Origin of the sequence: Rahnella sp. EDr1-12, from assembly GCF_049206505.1 — a bacterium.
Classification (GTDB): domain Bacteria; phylum Pseudomonadota; class Gammaproteobacteria; order Enterobacterales; family Enterobacteriaceae; genus Rahnella; species Rahnella rivi.
Genome location: NZ_JBLZNY010000002.1, coordinates 607,929 through 622,394, shown reverse-complemented (window position 1 = coordinate 622,394; position 14,466 = coordinate 607,929). Strand labels below are relative to the sequence as shown.

The window sequence follows — 14,466 nt, the reverse complement described above, 5'->3', positions numbered from 1 at the left end:
AACCATGTTGATAGCAGCGTTCGGCACAGTCGTTAAACCTTTTTTACGTGACAGATTTTTGCATCTGTTAATTCTGCTTGGCGTCATTCTGACCGTGTTCCAGCCGGAGAAAATCACTCAGTTTCCGCAGTTTGTTGACTGGAACACCATCGTCACGTTGCTCGGTTTACTGATGCTGACCAAGGGCGTGGAGGTCAGCGGCTATTTTGATTTTGTGGGCCGAAAGATGATTAACGCCATCGACAATGAGCGGTGGCTGGCCCTGTTTCTGGTGATGGCCGCGGCGGTGCTTTCGACGTTTATGACCAATGACGTTGCGCTGTTCATCGTGATACCGCTGACGATTACGTTAAAAAAACTGACATCGCTGCCGGTGACCCGGCTGATCATTTTCGAAGCGCTGGCGGTGAATGCCGGATCCCTGCTCACGCCTATCGGCAATCCGCAAAACATCCTGTTGTGGAATAAGTCCGGGCAGTCATTTTTGCACTTTATCGGGCAGATGGCGCCGCTGGCGCTGGTGACGCTGGCTGCATTGTTGCTGGTGACGTGGTTTTGTTTTCCGTCGCACAGCCTGAAAAAGCTTGAAAGTAATCAGGGATATCCTTTCCGTAAACGGCTGCTTTTCAGCTGCGCAGTGCTGTATGTGGTGTTCATCGCCTGTGTGGATCTGGGGCTGGCACTTTACGGTTTACTGGCCGTGATTGCGTGCTTCCTGTTGCTGGCACGCAACGTTTTGCTGCGCATCGACTGGCCGCTGATTCTGGTGTTTATCGTGATGTTTATTGATGTGCGTTTGCTGGTCGGGCTGAATGCTTTGCAGCCCGCGTTTACTCACATCCACAGTTTGCCCGATTACGGACATTACCTGCTGAGCATCGGGCTTTCACAGGTGATCAGCAATGTGCCTGCGACGATCCTGATGATCAACTATCTGCCGTCCGGCCCGCTGCTGGCCTACGCCGTTAACGCGGGGGGCTTCGGGCTGGCAATAGGTTCGCTTGCCAATCTGATTGCCCTGCGTATGGCGAATGACAAAAAGATCTGGCTCAAATTTCATTACTACTCTTTCCCGTTCCTGCTGTTCAGCGGGCTGGCGGGGTGGTGGCTGCTGCCGCTGCTGGCGAAGTAACGGCAACGTTGATTGACGCCAGCCGGTTGACGGCTGCCGTGATTTCCGCAGGCGTCAGTGCGGAGAATCCCAGCAACCAGCCGTCCTGATGCCGGGCGGCAGAGCCTGGCACATCCATAAATAACGGCGACAGGCGGGGTGTTTCCACACCGGCGTGTGCAGCAAGCTTACTCAGGTGTAACTCCTGACCGGCAGGAAGGCGGGCAGCAAGCTGTAAACCGCCAGCGGCGACCTGCGGTGTCAGCCAGCTGATTTTTTGCTTAATGTGTTCAAGCAGATGATCACGACGGCTGTGGTACAGCTGGCGGGAAAAACGCAGGTGGGCGGCGAAATGCCCCGTTTGCATGAATTCAGCGGTCACCGCCTGCATCAGCTGTGAAGAGTGTCCGTCATTCACCGTGCGCATCGTGACCATTGGCGCGACGAGGGCTGGCGGCAGCACGGCGTAGGCCAGCCGCAAAGAAGGGAATAAAACCTTCGAAAACGTGCCGAGATAAATGACCTGCTGATGTTTATCCAGCCCCTGCATGGCCGGAAGAGGTCGTCCGTCGTAATGCAGCTCGCTGTCGTAGTCGTCCTCAATGATCCAGCTACCGTGACGCTTTGCGTAGTCAAGCAGATGCAGGCGGCGCGGCAAACTCAGGCTGACGCCGGTCGGGTAGTGATGTGACGGCGTCAGATACATCAGGCGCGGCACGGGTAAATTCGCCGCCGGCGCGATCCCTTCACCGTCAACCGCAACGGCACAAATATCCGCACCCGCACTGGCAAACGCGTTGCGCGCACCCGGATAGCCGGGCTGTTCCAGCCAGACACAATCTGCCGGGTCGATAAGCAGCATCGCCAGTAATTGCAGCGCCTGCTGCGAACTGGTGGTGATCAGGATCTGTTCTGCCGAACACACCACGCCGCGCGATTGTTGCAGATAGCTGGCGATGGCTTCGCGTAAGGGTAAATAGCCCTGCGGATCGCCATAACCCAGCAGACGCTCGCCGTGAACGCGCAATTGCCTGGCGGTCAGCTGTTTCCAGGTTTTGAGCGGGAATGCGCGCAGATCGGGCGAACCGGCGGCAAAAGCCAGCGGGAATTGCGGATCGCGGCACCCGCCGGTGGCCAAAATGGTTTGTCCACGTGCAGACAGTCTCGGAGGGCTTACGGCAATAACGGCCTGTTTGCGCGGTGCTGCGGGGCGGGGAAGGGATGCGCTGACAAAGGTGCCTTTTCCCGTCTGGCGATACAGATAACCTTCCGCTTCTGTCTGGGCATACGCCGCTTCCACGGTGATGCGCGACAGGTTCAGATCAGCGGCCAGCAGGCGGGATGACGGTAATCTCTCCCCGGCAATCAGCGCACCGCTGTGAATGGCGCTGCGCAGTGCGGCACACAGGCGGTCGCGCAGCCCGGCAGGCGCTGCATGACCCCGCTCAGCGGTATCTCCGAACAAAGTGATCAAGGCGGAAGGGCGATCCGTTTTGGGCATAATGGGTCTTATCATAGGGCTGAAATTGGCATCAATAATAAGACCAAAATTAGTGATGATGGAACGGCTTTCAACAAAGAAAATCTCACAGGAGAAGATATGTCGCATTCATCGTATGTTCTGGCTTTTGAGCCACCGTCACCGGAAGTCAGCGCTGCATATTTGCTGTCAAAACTGAGTTTTTACACCGACGCAGCCGATGTGGCCGCAGATTTGCAAAATGGCATCACCGGTATTGTGGTTATTGATACCCGTTCTGCTGAATATTATGTACGCGGGCACGTGCCGGGGGCGGTGAGTTTTCCACATAAACTGATGACCGCTGAGAGCACGGCTGCCCTTAGCAAAGAGGTGGTGTATGTGACTTATTGTGACGGGATTGGCTGTAACGGTTCTACACAGGGCGCGTACAAGCTGGCTAAGTTCGGATTTCGGGTAAAAGAGATGATTGGCGGGCTGGATTTCTGGATCCGCGACCGGCATCCGCTGGCAACGGGCGAGGAACGGGGAGACTATTCCCGTCACGTCGCCCGGAAAGATTGCGGCTGTGCCTGAGTGCTGAACCCTTGCAGGTTCAGGAGCGAAGCGGGCTTAAAACAGCGCCCAGAGTAAAAGCACAATCACCACAAAGGCGATAAACAGCAGCGGCTTGCCGCCGAGCGCCTGCATGGAAGGCGGCAACATCGCAACCAGCGGATTCATGATCGGCTGGGGATCGGTGCGCGTCGTGGTAGTGAAGTGATCATCAATCTCTTCACTGCGCGGCGTGCGATCCACGCGCTGGCTGAACAGTACGCCAATCAGGTCATTCACCTGCACCGGAGTGAGGGGCGATGATAACGTCGCGTTGAAGCGGTTTTCCACGTATTCGGTGAGCTGACGAATTTCCTGCGTTGTGGCGGGTTGTTTAAGCACGCTCAGCAGGGTCGTCAGCGTCGGTGGCGTTGTTTGCTGGCTCAGTGAGGCTTTCACCTGCATAAACTGGCTCAGCAGCTGGAAGTGTTTCGCCGGTATGGCATCACCGACTTTGACGCCCACCAGATTGAACAGCTCCTGCCACACTTTCACCGGCGCTTCACCGGTGGCCGCACTGAGACGGGTGACCAGTTGCTGCAGGTTATTGTGTTCGGCAGGCAGCAAAGGACGATCGGTGACCGGTGTTTGCTGCGGCTGCGGAATATTCATCTGGCGTGTCTGAATGAGATCCAACACCTGTTGCAACTGCGGGTGGGTCAGTTGGCTGAGCACGGTGTGGCCAAAACTTTGACGGATGAAATCGCTGACCGCCTGACGATTGTTGCCCTGCGGCAGCAGCTCGGTCAATTGCAGCATCAGCTGGCGCGAAGCGTGGCTGTCCTGTGCCTGCGTCAGTTTTCCCTGCAGCAGCGTCTGCGCCTGGGGAAATTGCGACGAGGTGATCTCTGCGTCATGCGGCAAAGCGAGGTCGTGGCGCAGGTTGGCCCAGATCTCCGCAGATTTAATCGGCGTCAGCGCCATCAGCTTTACGATCAGCTTTTCCAGCGTGGTTCGCTGCGCCGGGGTTAATGGCAGTTCGCCACCCGATTGAGCAGGAACGGTCTGACCCTGAGGCTGTGTTCTGTTGTCGCCAACCGGCATGCCCGGGCCGCTCAAAGGTTGCATATCACCGTCCTTCGCTGGAAATTAAAACGTCGCCTGAACCTGGAAGAAAAGTCAAAGCGCGGCGCAAGAGCGCAGAAGCGCCTCATCATACCTGCAAAGTTTATTAATCGACACCGTGAATGGCAGGCTGATGACTATTCTTAGAAATATTATTTATCAAAACGGGCGTTAAAAACGTCTGGCGGGGCGCGAAAGCGAAAAATCAGTCACTGCTCTGCTGATTTTCGCGCAGAGCAGTGACGTTCAGTGGCGTTATTTCTCTGCGGGAGGGCAGGCGCCGCCAAACAGCGGTTTGCGCAGCCGCTGGGCGATCACCACCCCGGCCAGCGTAATGCCGCCGCCGATAATGTGATAACTCTGCAAATGCTCATGCAGGAACAGCACCGCGATAATGGCGGTGAAAATCGGCGACAGGTTCATGAAAATGGACGCTTTGTTGGCACCGAGGCGAATAACGCCCTGGATCCACAAAAAGGGCGCAATGATCGAGGCCGGAATCCCCGCAAAAAGCACCAGCGGAATGTTGTGCACCGTCAGGCTGAAGTCGTTCGCCAGCAGGAAGTTGGGCAGCAGCAATAACACGCCAAAAATGATCTGTGCATACAGCGATTGCCAGTTAGGCAGCGGGATCGCCCAGCGCTTGGTCAGCACACCATACAGCGCGTAGGCCGCGGAGGCGCAAAACATCATCAGCTCGCCTTTGCCAATCCCATGTTGCAGCAGTTGCGCCGGATCGCCCGCACTGACCAGCCACACCAGACCGGCGAAAGAAATGATGCAGCCCAGTGCGATACCGACAGTGGGCACCACGCTCAGCAGGAACAGACTGATCACCACGGTCAGCAGCGGGATCAGCGAGTTCAGTATCCCCATGAACAACGCACTGACGCTGTGTGCGGCGTAATAGGCCAGGCTTTGATAAAGCACCATCCCCAGCAGGCCGAGGATCAGCAGTTTCCACCAGTATTGTTTCACCGCCTGAAAGTTACGCAGCAGGCCGGGCAAGACAAAAGGTGTCAGTGTCAGCAGCGCCAGCAGCCAGCGGTAAAAAGAAATGGCAGCAGGATCAATGGCGGTCGCGGAAGCCTTGCTGACCACGGCATTGAGTGACCAGATCAACACGGCCATCAGCGGAAAAAGTACATTCATGACAAATCATCCCTAAGTAAATCGTTGCGCCAGTGTACGATTGTCTTATTTGTTATATATAACGATAATCAGACAACCCTTCGCGTAATTCAGACAACCTGCTGGCGCGGGATTTCCGTCACAGACAAAAGGCTTTTATGGCATCACCACGCGGCACGGCTCAGCGCACATCACCGCCTCCACGTTACTATCCGCCGTTGCCGGAGAAAATGCCGACCACGCTGCTGTTTCGCGGCGAAGTCGTGGCAGGCAACTCGGAGTATGTGCGCCATTCGCATCCGTGGAGCCAGATTATCTGCGTCAAATCCGGTGTGCTCGCCATGCTGGTGGCCGGGCAGCGCTATCTGGCGCCGCGCGAATTTGCCATCTGGTTACCGGCGGGCACCGAGCACTCGAGTTATAACCGCAAAACGACGCGGTTTTGCGCCATCGATATCGCTCCCGAACTGGACCAAAATCTGCCGTCTGCGCCCTGTCTGTTAACGCCCACCGCGATTTTTAATGCGATTGCCGATGACTGTTTTTCGCGAAAACTCACGGCACCGGAGACGGAGACAGACCTGCGCATGTGCCGCGTATTGCTGGATCAAATCAGCCTGGCCCCCCGGCAAAACACCTATCTGCCGACGTCGGAAGACAAATTGTTGTCGCAGGTGTTGAGTGCACTGGAAAAGAATCCGGCTGACAGCACACCGCTGGCGCAATGGGCGGCAAAGATTTACACCACTGAACGGACGCTGTCGCGCCGCTGCCAGCAGGAACTGGGGATGAGTTTTGCAGAATGGCGTCAGCGGTTGCGTTTTTTACACGCTATCTCGTTACTTGAGCAGGGAAAAAATGTGCAGGACGTTGCTCACGATGTGGGGTACAGCTCGTCTTCGGCGTTCATCACCATGTTCCAGCAAATTTCCGGCACCACCCCGCAGCGTTTTCGTAACGACAGGTAAAGTTGTGCCCTGAAAGTTGGGATCAACGCCACGAACGTGGCAAAATCCCTGTCTTCTTTATTTTCTATTCTTTCTTTAGGCCGTGTTGCCGGAGTCAAACGTGAAAATCCTGGTTGATGAAAATATGCCGTATGCCGTTGAGCTGTTTAGCCGGCTGGGCACTGTGCAGGCTGTTCCCGGCCGTCCTGTTCCGCAGGATGCGCTCAACGATGCCGATGCGCTGATGGTGCGTTCGGTGACCAAGGTGAACGAAAGTTTACTGACGGGCAAACCGGTGAAATTTGTCGGTACAGCCACAGCGGGGACCGATCACGTTGATGATGCCTGGCTGGCTGCGCAGGGCATCGGTTTCTCAGCCGCTCCGGGCTGTAATGCCATTGCGGTGGTTGAATATGTGTTCTCCTCACTGCTGATCCTCGCAGAGCGCGATGGTTTCCAGCTGCGCGATAAAACCGTCGGGATTATCGGCGTGGGTAACGTCGGTTCACGCCTTAATGCCCGTCTGGAAGCGCTGGGTGTCCGCACCCTGTTATGCGACCCCCCGCGTGCCGATCGCGGTGATGAAGGGGAATTCTGGCCGCTGGAAAAACTGGTCACCGACGCTGATATTCTGACCTTCCACACGCCGCTCAACCCGTCCGGCCCTTACGCGACCCATCATCTGGTGGATGCCGATTTGCTGGCGCGCCTGCCGGCTGACCGTATTTTGATCAACGCCTGTCGTGGCGAAGTGGTGGATAACGCCGCGCTGCTCGATGCGCTGAACGGCACGAAAAAGCTGACCGCCGTGCTCGACGTCTGGGAGCCGGAGCCTGATTTATCGCTGGCGCTGCTTGAAAAAGTGGCTATCGGCACGGCACATATCGCAGGCTACAGCCTGGAAGGCAAGGCGCGCGGCACCACGCAGGTGTTTGAGGCATTCAGTCAGTTTATCGGTCAGCCGCAAACCGTGGCGCTGGCCTCGCTGTTACCGCCGCCAGAATTTGCTGAAGTCACGCTGCGCGGTGCACTGAGTGAAGCCAAACTGCTGCGTCTTATTCACTTAGTGTATGATGTGCGCCGCGATGACCGGCCTTTGCGCCGTGTCGCCGGAAAAGCGGGTGAATTCGACAAACTGCGTAAGTTCTATGAAGAGCGTCGCGAGTGGTCATCTTTACGGGTGATATGTGACGATCCGGCCACCGCGGAGATGCTGAAAAAGCTGGGCTTTACCACGCAGATGGGCTGAGGCTTAACGCGGCCTTAAGCTTTTTCACATACAGTAATCTGATAACGATTTCGAAAGCAGGGCGGTGATCATTCATCGCCCCTTTGTATTTTGCACTTTTATTTCTGGAGAAAACCAACATGTCTGATGGCTGGAATATTGCGCTGCTTGGCGCAACGGGCGCAGTCGGTGATGCGTTACTGGAATTATTGGCTGAACGTCAGTTCCCGGTTGGTGAGCTCTTCCCGCTGGCCAGTGAGCGCAGCGCCGGTCAGACCGTGCGTTTCAATGGCAAAAGCCTGCGCGTGCAGCTGGCGTCTGAATTCGACTGGTCGCAGGTTCAGCTGGCGTTTTTTGTCGCGGGCAGCGAAGCCTCGGCACTGTACGCTGAAGAAGCGGCGAATCAGGGATGTCTGGTTATCGACAGCAGCGGCCTGTTCTCGCTGGAAAACGACATTCCTCTGGTGGTGCCGGGCGTGAATCCGGACGCGCTGTCCCATTACCGTAACCGTAATATCGTGGCCGTGGCTGACAGCCTGACCAGTCAGTTGCTGACCGCCATCAAACCGCTGACCGAACAGGCTGGTTTATCGCGTCTGCATGTGACGTCACTGCTCTCCGTGTCTGCGCTGGGTAAAGCGGCGGTGGATGATTTAGCCGGGCAAAGTGCGCGCCTGCTGAACGGTATTCCGGCAGAGGAAGGCATCTTCAGTAAGCAACTGGCGTTTAACCTGTTGCCGCTGGTGAGTGATGCAGAGGGCAGCGTGTTGCAGGAACGTCGTCTGGTGGATCAGGTGCGTAAGGTCTTGCAGGACGACGGTTTGCCAATTTCTGTCAGCTGCGTGCAATCGCCGGTGTTTTACGGTCACGCGCAGGTAGTGCATCTGGAAGGTTTGCGCCCGCTCTCTGCAGACGAAGCACGCGCGGAACTTGAACGCATCGACGATATTTCCCTGAGCGATGAAGACGATTTCCCGACCCAGGTCAGTGATGCGTCCGGCAATGCCAATCTGAGCATTGGCTGTCTGCGTAATGACTATGGCGTGCCTGAATTACTGCAATTCTGGTCAGTGGCGGATAACGTGCGTTTCGGCGGTGCCCTGATGGCGGTGGAAACCGCAGAAAAACTGATCAATGAGTACTGGTACTGATTATGTCCGACGAGGTTATTTCTGACGTCAGTGCGGCCCCGGTAGTGGGGCGCATTGCGTTAGGTATTGAGTACAACGGCAGCGCATATTTCGGCTGGCAGCGTCAGCAGGGAGCCGCCAGCGTTCAGGAATGTCTGGAGAAATCACTGAGCCGTGTGGCGGATTCGCCGATTGTGGTGTTTTGCGCAGGGCGTACCGATGCGGGCGTCAGCGCCACCGGTCAGGTGGTCCATTTCGATACGCCGGTGATGCGTAACGATGCGGCCTGGACAATGGGCGTGAACACGCACCTGCCGAAAGACATTGCGGTACGCTGGTGTGCCAACGTCGGGGAAGATTTTCACGCCCGTTTCAGCGCCACCGCCCGCCGTTATCGTTATGTTATCTACAATCATCGCTACCGTTCGGCGATTTTGCACACCGGTGTGACGCACGTTCACATGCCGCTCGACGTGGAAAAAATGCAGCTCGCCGGTCAGGCGTTGCTGGGTGAAAACGACTTCACATCGTTTCGTGCGTCGCAGTGTCAGTCGCGTACGCCGTGGCGCTACATGGTGCACCTGAATGTCACACGCCACGGTAATTATGTTGTGGTGGACATCAAGGCGAACGCGTTTGTGCATCATATGGTGCGCAATATTGTCGGCAGTCTGGTGGAAATTGGTGCGGGGAATCAGCCGGTGAGCTGGATGGCAGAGCTGCTGGCGGCGAAAGATCGCAATCTGGCCGCGGCGACCGGAAAAGCCGAAGGTTTGTATCTGGTTTCTGTGGATTACCCCGAGAAATTTGCATTACCCCAGGTCAATATGGGGCCGCTGTTCTTAGAAGATTAAGAACCATTGATGGTGTAAAAAAGGACGGAAATCAAATGGGTTTCATTCAGTTTGTGATCGATTTTATTCTACATATTGATGTGCATTTAGCGGAGCTGGTCGCGCAGTATGGCGCCTGGGTGTACGGGATTTTGTTCCTGATCCTGTTCTGTGAAACCGGCCTGGTGGTGACACCTTTCCTGCCGGGCGATTCATTACTGTTTGTCGCAGGCGCGCTTGCCGCGTTGCCGGGCAATGACCTTAACGTCCATCTGATGGTGTTCCTGATGGCGATTGCTGCCATTGTGGGCGATGCGGTGAACTATACGATCGGGCGGGTGTTCGGTGAGCGTCTGTTCAGTAACCCGGATTCGAAGATTTTCCGTCGCAGTTATTTGGACAAGACGCATAAGTTTTACGAGAAACATGGCGGCAAAACGATTATTCTGGCGCGCTTCGTGCCGATCGTCCGGACATTTGCGCCGTTTGTCGCGGGCATGGGGCATATGTCTTATCGTCATTTCGCTGCGTATAACGTGATTGGTGCGTTAGTTTGGGTGCTGCTGTTTACCTATGCTGGATACCTTTTCGGCGATCTTCCGATTGTTCAGGAAAATCTGAAATTACTGATCGTCGGCATCATTGTGGTTTCCATCCTGCCGGGTGTGATTGAAATCTGGCGGCACAAACGCGCAGCGGCGAAAGAGAAACGTCATCAGGGGTGATCCCGTGACAATTTTTATCAATTAACAGGATATTGACGGTCATTAAACCCGCAGACTCACCAGTTTTTTATCCACAGTCTCTGGCTGTTATGGTTTAATGAGCGACAATTTATGGTCTGTTCCTGCGAACAACCCTTCTGTGATGCGGCGTGTGAGGTTTTTTATCACGCCGGACACAGACATTTTTGGGTAGGTTTCAGGGGACTTGTTACTGCATGAACAGCGGACTGGCTTTGGCCGGGTTCAAACAGAAAGGTTATCGATGAGCTGGATTGAACGAATTCTTAGTAAGAGCACTGACTCGCAAACCCGTAAGGCAAGCATTCCTGAGGGCGTCTGGACTAAATGTGACAGCTGCGGACAGGTACTTTACCGCGCCGAGCTCGAGCGCAACCTCATGGTTTGCCCTAAGTGCGACCACCATATGCGTATGTCTGCGCGTATGCGTCTGTCCACTTTCATGGACGAGGGCAGTGAGGTTGAATTAGGTAGCGAGCTTGAGCCTAAAGATGTTCTGAAGTTTAAAGATTCCAAAAAATACAAAGATCGTCTGGTTGCTGCACAAAAAGAAACCAACGAAAAAGACGCGATGGTTGTTATGAAAGGCACGCTGTTTGGTATGCCGATCGTGGTGGCGTCGTTTGAGTTTGCGTTCATGGGCGGTTCCATGGCGTCAGTGGTCGGGGCTCGTTTCGTCCGTGCCGTTGAACAGGCCATGGAAGATAACTGCCCGCTGGTGTGTTTCTCAGCCAGTGGCGGCGCACGTATGCAGGAAGCGCTGATGTCGCTGATGCAGATGGCGAAAACCAGTGCGGCGTTGGCGAAATTACAGGAACGCGGTTTGCCGTACATTTCTGTGCTGACTGACCCGACCATGGGCGGCGTTTCTGCCAGCCTGGCGATGCTGGGTGATATCAACGTGGCTGAGCCAAAAGCCCTGATTGGTTTTGCCGGCCCGCGCGTTATCGAGCAGACCGTACGTGAAAAACTGCCTGCTGGTTTCCAGCGCAGTGAATTCCTGATTGAGAAAGGCGCGATCGATATGATCGTCCGTCGCCCGGATCTGCGTGCCAAGTTGGGCAGCGTTCTGGCGAAGCTCACCGGACAACCTGAGCCACGTGTGGCTGAGGTGCCGGCAGCGGTCAACGGCTCTGCCGCTGACAATCATCAGGATGCCTGATCGATCAGAGTAAAAGCCGGTCAGTTATTCAGGGCGGCCACTCATCGTTGTGCCGCCCAAGCTGTCGCCGTCAAGCTGTTATCGCTCAGGACTGGCAGGCCGTGCTTTTACTCTTTCAGCAGTATCTGAAAAAGAGGGCATTGCCTGCTGTCACAGTCTGGTGATGTAGTGTCGAAGTGAACCTAATGCAGGTTGAACGGGGCTCATGCAAAATCAACTTATCCCTCAAGCCACGTCGCCTTTGGCCACGTGGCTTTATTATCTCGAACATCTCCATTCTCAGGCGATTGAACTCGGCCTTAGCCGCGTCAGCGCAGTCGCCACCAAACTCGATTTACTGACACCTGCGCCGCTGGTCTTTACCGTGGCCGGTACCAATGGCAAAGGCACCACCTGCGCCACGCTGGAATCGATTCTGATGGCGGCGGGTTACCGTGTCGGCGTTTACAGTTCTCCTCATCTGGTGCGATATACCGAGCGCGTGCGTATTCAGGGCGACGAGTTGCCCGAAGCGGCACACTGCGCCTCTTTCGCGCAGCTTGAAGCCGGGCGTGGCGATATCTCTCTGACCTATTTCGAGTACGGCACTTTATCTGCTTTGCAGCTGTTTAAGCAGGCTAAGCTGGATGTGGTGATCCTCGAAGTCGGGCTGGGCGGTCGTCTGGATGCCACCAATATTGTTGATGCCACGGTTGCCGTGGTGACCAGCATCGCGCTGGATCACACGGACTGGCTGGGGTCAGACCGCGAAAGCATTGGCCGCGAAAAGGCCGGCATTTTCCGTTCGGGTAAACCGGCGGTGGTCGGTGAGCCGGATATGCCGCAGTCGATTGCGGATGTGGCGCAGGAAAAAAATGCCGATCTCTTCCGTCGTGATAGCCAGTGGCATTTTACCGCCGGTTCTGACAGCTGGCGCTGGGCGGCGTTGCAGGAAGGGGCGGAAACCACCGTTCTGGAGGCTCTGCCGTTGCCAAACGTTCCCTTAGCCAACGCGGCGACGGCACTGGCAGCCCTGCATTATTCGCCGCTGGAGATCCCGGCTGAGGCGTTGCGCAGTGGCCTGACGCGTGCGGCGCTGCCGGGACGATTCCAGACCGTGAGCGAATCACCGCGCCTGATCCTCGACGTTGCGCATAACCCTCACGCTGCTGCCTATCTGGCCGGGCGTTTAGCTGAACAGCCACGCCATGGCGGGAAAGTACGGGCCGTCGTCGGCATGTTGTCAGATAAAGATATTGCCGGTACGCTGGCGTGTCTGTCCCCGCAGGTGGATGAATGGTATTGCGCGCCGCTTGAAGGCCCGCGCGGTGCCAGCGCTGAAGAACTGACGGCGCATCTGCCCGCGGCGCGTCAGTTTGCGGATGTGGAGTCAGCCTGGAAGCAGGCCATGCAGGAGGCGGCTCCTCAGGATATTGTGATCGTCTGCGGTTCGTTTCATACCGTCGCTCACGTAATGGATGCTTTAGATACGGGGAAAACCAGTGGCAAGTAAGTTTCAAAATCGCCTGGTCGGTACGGTCATTCTGGTGGCGCTGGGCGTCATCATTTTGCCCGGATTACTCGACGGCAAGAAAAAACATTACGAAGACGAATTTGCGTCGATCCCATTGGTGCCAAAAGCGGGTGATGTCGAGGAGCAGGATTCGGTACCGCCGGTGACGCAGTCGCTGCCTGCTCAGGCGCCTGAAGGTGCAGATCAGTCGATGCATGGCGCACCGGAATCTGACAATTCCGCGACCAACACCACGGCGGCCAATCGTGGCGCGGTGGCGCCGGGGAATACCACGGTAGAAACGCCACCGGCAACGACGCTGCCAGAGCAGAAAAAAACGGTGCAACCAACGCGTACCGAACCTGCGAAGCAGAAACCGGTTGAGCAAAAGCCAGTGGTTCAGAAGCCTAAGACGATCGAGCCTAAACCGATGGTCGAAGCACCGCCTGTCGTCAAACAGAAACCGGTTGAACAGCCTAAACCGGCAGAGCAACCGAAAGCCGCAGAACAGCCGAAGCCAGCGCAGGAAGAAAAAGCGCCAGCGGGGCAGTCGTATGTTGTGCAGCTGGGGGCGTTGAAAAATGCCGCCAAAGCCAATGAGATCGTGGCGAATCTGCGACTCTCCGGTTTCCGTGCCTACACGGTTCCGTCAACGCCGGTACAGGGGCAGATAACACGCCTCTACGTCGGGCCGGATGCCTCCAGGCAGAAGCTCGAAGCCTCGTTGCCGCAGTTGCAACAGCTCAGCGGATTAGGCGGCCAGGTTCGGGCTTACTCTGCACACTGACGTGACTCCTCCCCTTTGCCGGGGAGGGAACTGATAAAACATAAAAAATACCAGGGAGGGCACAAGCGATTTGTGCCCTTTTTCTATAAGATCCTCAGGTTGGGTTTTTATAGGGTTATGCTGCGATTGAGGTTTTTTTAATCGCTATTATTAATTTGTCTGACCGGCAGATTTCCCCTACGCAAACGTTTTCTTTTTCTGTTAGAATTCGCAGCGATTTGGATGCCGGGGTAGACGTGACTGGATTAGACACTGGAATAGTTAATGGTCTGGATTGATTACGTCATCATTGCGGTTATCGGATTTTCTGCATTAGTCAGTTTGATTCGTGGCTTTGTTCGTGAGGCTTTATCACTGGTAACCTGGGCTTGCGCCTTCTTCGTTGCCAGTCATTATTACCCTTACCTCGCCATCTACTTCACGCGTTTCGAAGATGAGTTAGTTCGAAACGGGATCGCAATTGCCATCTTGTTCATCGCGACGTTGATCGTAGGTGCAATTGTCAACTATGTGATTGGTTCGCTGGTGGAAAGAACCGGATTGTCCGGCACAGACAGGGTGTTAGGTGTGTGCTTCGGCGCGCTGCGCGGGGTGTTGATTGTCTCCGCGATGCTGTTCTTCCTGGATACTTTTACCGGCTTCTCACAAAGTGAAGACTGGAAGCAATCCCAGTTGATCCCACAGTTCAGTTATATCATCAGGTGGTTCTTTGACTACCTGCAGAGCACGTCGAGTTTCTTGCCAAAACATCTTTAGTTTTGGC

At 55.6% G+C, this 14,466-nt stretch carries 14 protein-coding genes; 11 read left to right on the top strand and 3 right to left on the bottom strand.

All coding sequences use genetic code 11. The annotated features are described in order from the left end of the window. Nucleotides 1-4: 4 nt before the first annotated feature. Complete coding sequence (locus tag ACO0U8_RS12150; RefSeq protein WP_421670863.1) at nucleotides 5-1,132, top strand: SLC13 family permease; 1,128 nt, start codon at nucleotides 5-7, stop codon at nucleotides 1,130-1,132. On the opposite strand, the gene ACO0U8_RS12145 is transcribed toward ACO0U8_RS12150, so the two are convergent. Further along, entirely contained in the window at nucleotides 1,086-2,612 is a 1,527-nt protein-coding gene (locus tag ACO0U8_RS12145) for a PLP-dependent aminotransferase family protein (RefSeq protein WP_421670862.1), read from the bottom strand. The two genes, ACO0U8_RS12150 and ACO0U8_RS12145, sit on opposite strands and share 47 nt — an antisense overlap. Nucleotides 2,613-2,711: 99 nt before the next feature. On the opposite strand from ACO0U8_RS12145, the gene ACO0U8_RS12140 reads away from it, so the two are divergent. Further along, nucleotides 2,712-3,167 (top strand): rhodanese-like domain-containing protein, encoded by a 456-nt coding sequence (locus ACO0U8_RS12140; protein WP_421670861.1) that lies wholly within the window; start codon nucleotides 2,712-2,714, stop codon nucleotides 3,165-3,167. A gap of 36 nt (nucleotides 3,168-3,203) precedes the next feature. On the opposite strand, the gene flk is transcribed toward ACO0U8_RS12140, so the two are convergent. After that, nucleotides 3,204-4,253, bottom strand: coding sequence for a flagella biosynthesis regulator Flk (flk, locus tag ACO0U8_RS12135; protein ID WP_122097525.1), 1,050 nt, complete (start codon nucleotides 4,251-4,253; stop codon nucleotides 3,204-3,206). Nucleotides 4,254-4,505: 252 nt separating this feature from the next. Further along, a complete protein-coding gene (locus tag ACO0U8_RS12130; protein ID WP_421670860.1) occupies nucleotides 4,506-5,402 on the bottom strand; it encodes a DMT family transporter in 897 nt (298 codons plus the stop codon). Nucleotides 5,403-5,539: 137 nt separating this feature from the next. Between ACO0U8_RS12130 and ACO0U8_RS12125 the strand changes: the two genes are divergently transcribed. The 9 genes from ACO0U8_RS12125 to cvpA all read left to right on the top strand — a co-directional run bounded on the left by ACO0U8_RS12125 (nucleotide 5,540) and on the right by cvpA (nucleotide 14,459). Further along, complete coding sequence (locus tag ACO0U8_RS12125; RefSeq protein ID WP_421670859.1) at nucleotides 5,540-6,349, top strand: AraC family transcriptional regulator; 810 nt, start codon at nucleotides 5,540-5,542, stop codon at nucleotides 6,347-6,349. A gap of 100 nt (nucleotides 6,350-6,449) precedes the next feature. Beyond that, nucleotides 6,450-7,577, top strand: a complete 1,128-nt coding sequence (gene pdxB, locus ACO0U8_RS12120) for a 4-phosphoerythronate dehydrogenase PdxB (protein ID WP_217204535.1) — start codon at nucleotides 6,450-6,452, stop codon at nucleotides 7,575-7,577. 119 nt (nucleotides 7,578-7,696) lie between these two features. Then, a complete protein-coding gene (locus ACO0U8_RS12115) occupies nucleotides 7,697-8,707 on the top strand; it encodes an aspartate-semialdehyde dehydrogenase (protein ID WP_056782155.1) in 1,011 nt (336 codons plus the stop codon). A gap of 2 nt (nucleotides 8,708-8,709) precedes the next feature. Then, on the top strand, nucleotides 8,710-9,540 hold the full coding sequence (gene truA, locus ACO0U8_RS12110) for a tRNA pseudouridine(38-40) synthase TruA (RefSeq protein ID WP_056782156.1): 831 nt from the start codon (nucleotides 8,710-8,712) through the stop codon (nucleotides 9,538-9,540). Between the two features lie 35 nt (nucleotides 9,541-9,575). Beyond that, nucleotides 9,576-10,244: a DedA family protein gene (locus ACO0U8_RS12105; protein WP_217204534.1), complete on the top strand. Its 669-nt coding sequence runs from the start codon at nucleotides 9,576-9,578 to the stop codon at nucleotides 10,242-10,244. A 262-nt stretch (nucleotides 10,245-10,506) separates the two neighbouring features. Beyond that, a complete protein-coding gene (accD, locus tag ACO0U8_RS12100; RefSeq protein WP_056782162.1) occupies nucleotides 10,507-11,424 on the top strand; it encodes an acetyl-CoA carboxylase, carboxyltransferase subunit beta in 918 nt (305 codons plus the stop codon). Between the two features lie 205 nt (nucleotides 11,425-11,629). Next, nucleotides 11,630-12,916: a bifunctional tetrahydrofolate synthase/dihydrofolate synthase gene (gene folC, locus ACO0U8_RS12095; protein ID WP_421670858.1), complete on the top strand. Its 1,287-nt coding sequence runs from the start codon at nucleotides 11,630-11,632 to the stop codon at nucleotides 12,914-12,916. Next, nucleotides 12,906-13,703 (top strand): cell division protein DedD, encoded by a 798-nt coding sequence (gene dedD, locus ACO0U8_RS12090; protein ID WP_056782168.1) that lies wholly within the window; start codon nucleotides 12,906-12,908, stop codon nucleotides 13,701-13,703. Before folC ends, dedD begins: the two co-directional genes overlap by 11 nt. A 264-nt stretch (nucleotides 13,704-13,967) precedes the next feature. Further along, complete coding sequence (cvpA, locus tag ACO0U8_RS12085; protein ID WP_034791821.1) at nucleotides 13,968-14,459, top strand: colicin V production protein; 492 nt, start codon at nucleotides 13,968-13,970, stop codon at nucleotides 14,457-14,459. Nucleotides 14,460-14,466 lie beyond the last annotated feature (7 nt).

Bases quoted from the DNA above. Each gene is read 5' to 3' on its own strand.
- folC (WP_421670858.1), top strand. From the start codon at position 11,630: ATGCAAAATCAACTTATCCCTCAAGCCACGTCGCCTTTGGCCACGTGG.
- ACO0U8_RS12105 (WP_217204534.1), top strand. From the start codon at position 9,576: ATGGGTTTCATTCAGTTTGTGATCGATTTTATTCTACATATTGATGTG.
- truA (WP_056782156.1), top strand. From the start codon at position 8,710: ATGTCCGACGAGGTTATTTCTGACGTCAGTGCGGCCCCGGTAGTGGGG.
- ACO0U8_RS12125 (WP_421670859.1), top strand. From the start codon at position 5,540: ATGGCATCACCACGCGGCACGGCTCAGCGCACATCACCGCCTCCACGT.
- ACO0U8_RS12145 (WP_421670862.1), bottom strand. From the start codon at position 2,612: ATGCCCAAAACGGATCGCCCTTCCGCCTTGATCACTTTGTTCGGAGAT.
- cvpA (WP_034791821.1), top strand. From the start codon at position 13,968: ATGGTCTGGATTGATTACGTCATCATTGCGGTTATCGGATTTTCTGCA.
- ACO0U8_RS12115 (WP_056782155.1), top strand. From the start codon at position 7,697: ATGTCTGATGGCTGGAATATTGCGCTGCTTGGCGCAACGGGCGCAGTC.
- accD (WP_056782162.1), top strand. From the start codon at position 10,507: ATGAGCTGGATTGAACGAATTCTTAGTAAGAGCACTGACTCGCAAACC.
- flk (WP_122097525.1), bottom strand. From the start codon at position 4,253: ATGCAACCTTTGAGCGGCCCGGGCATGCCGGTTGGCGACAACAGAACA.
- ACO0U8_RS12130 (WP_421670860.1), bottom strand. From the start codon at position 5,402: ATGAATGTACTTTTTCCGCTGATGGCCGTGTTGATCTGGTCACTCAAT.
- ACO0U8_RS12150 (WP_421670863.1), top strand. From the start codon at position 5: ATGTTGATAGCAGCGTTCGGCACAGTCGTTAAACCTTTTTTACGTGAC.
- ACO0U8_RS12140 (WP_421670861.1), top strand. From the start codon at position 2,712: ATGTCGCATTCATCGTATGTTCTGGCTTTTGAGCCACCGTCACCGGAA.